General features: G+C 62.1%; 1 protein-coding gene. It reads left to right on the top strand.

Translation table 11 applies throughout. The features are described 5' to 3' along the window. On the top strand, positions 1 to 290 hold a 290-nt coding region (locus tag KVT39_RS36800), incomplete at both ends, for a DUF2345 domain-containing protein (protein WP_217591462.1).

Below are 290 nucleotides of genomic sequence, written 5' to 3'. Positions count from 1 at the left end.
CCTTCATCACCACCGGGAAGTCGTTGGTCGACGGTATCAGGGATCGCCTCAGCCTGTTTGCCCAGAATGCCGGGGTCAAACTGGTCGCGGGCAAGGGCAAGGTCGAGATTCAGGCGCAAGCGGGCAGTATCGAGGTGACCGCGCAGAAGGTCGTCAAGATCGTGTCGACGACCGAGAACGTCGACGTGGCCGCCAAACAGGAGATCCTGCTGACCTCAGGCGGCGCGTACGTGGGGATCAAGGGCGGCAACATCGAGATTCACGCGCCGGGGAAGATCGACATCAAGGGC

The organism is Burkholderia sp. GbtcB21, assembly GCF_019091065.1.
Lineage (GTDB): Bacteria > Pseudomonadota > Gammaproteobacteria > Burkholderiales > Burkholderiaceae > Burkholderia > Burkholderia pyrrocinia_C.
Note: the sequence above shows the minus strand (reverse complement) of the source record. Positions and strands in the feature narration are given on the sequence as shown.